Raw genomic sequence first — 256 nt, 5'->3', positions numbered from 1 at the left:
AGTATGGATATACAAACAATACCAGTTATGGAACGTACGCAGCATCTGATGATTTATTAAATCTATACGAAAGTACCGATATTAGAAAACAGTTGTTCTTAAAAAAATCAATTTCTACCATTGTAAATTTACAATCGGTTTCTGTAGATTATAATTTTACCAAAAAATTCCAAAACAATCCTGGTTACGTTGCTTTTAGATTAAGTGAACAATACTTAATCCGTGCCGAAGCTGCAATTGGATTAAATAACGCCGA

General features: G+C 31.2%; 1 protein-coding gene. It reads left to right on the top strand.

Translation table 11 applies throughout. The features are described from left to right. A partial coding sequence (locus SB660_RS22015; protein ID WP_410584584.1) for a hypothetical protein occupies positions 1-256 on the top strand: 256 nt, incomplete at both ends.

The sequence above is a fragment of the Bacillus sp. SIMBA_005 genome, assembly GCF_046535585.1.
Taxonomy (GTDB): Bacteria; Bacillota; Bacilli; order Bacillales; family Bacillaceae; genus Bacillus; species Bacillus pumilus.
Note: the sequence above shows the minus strand (reverse complement) of the source record. Positions and strands in the feature narration are given on the sequence as shown.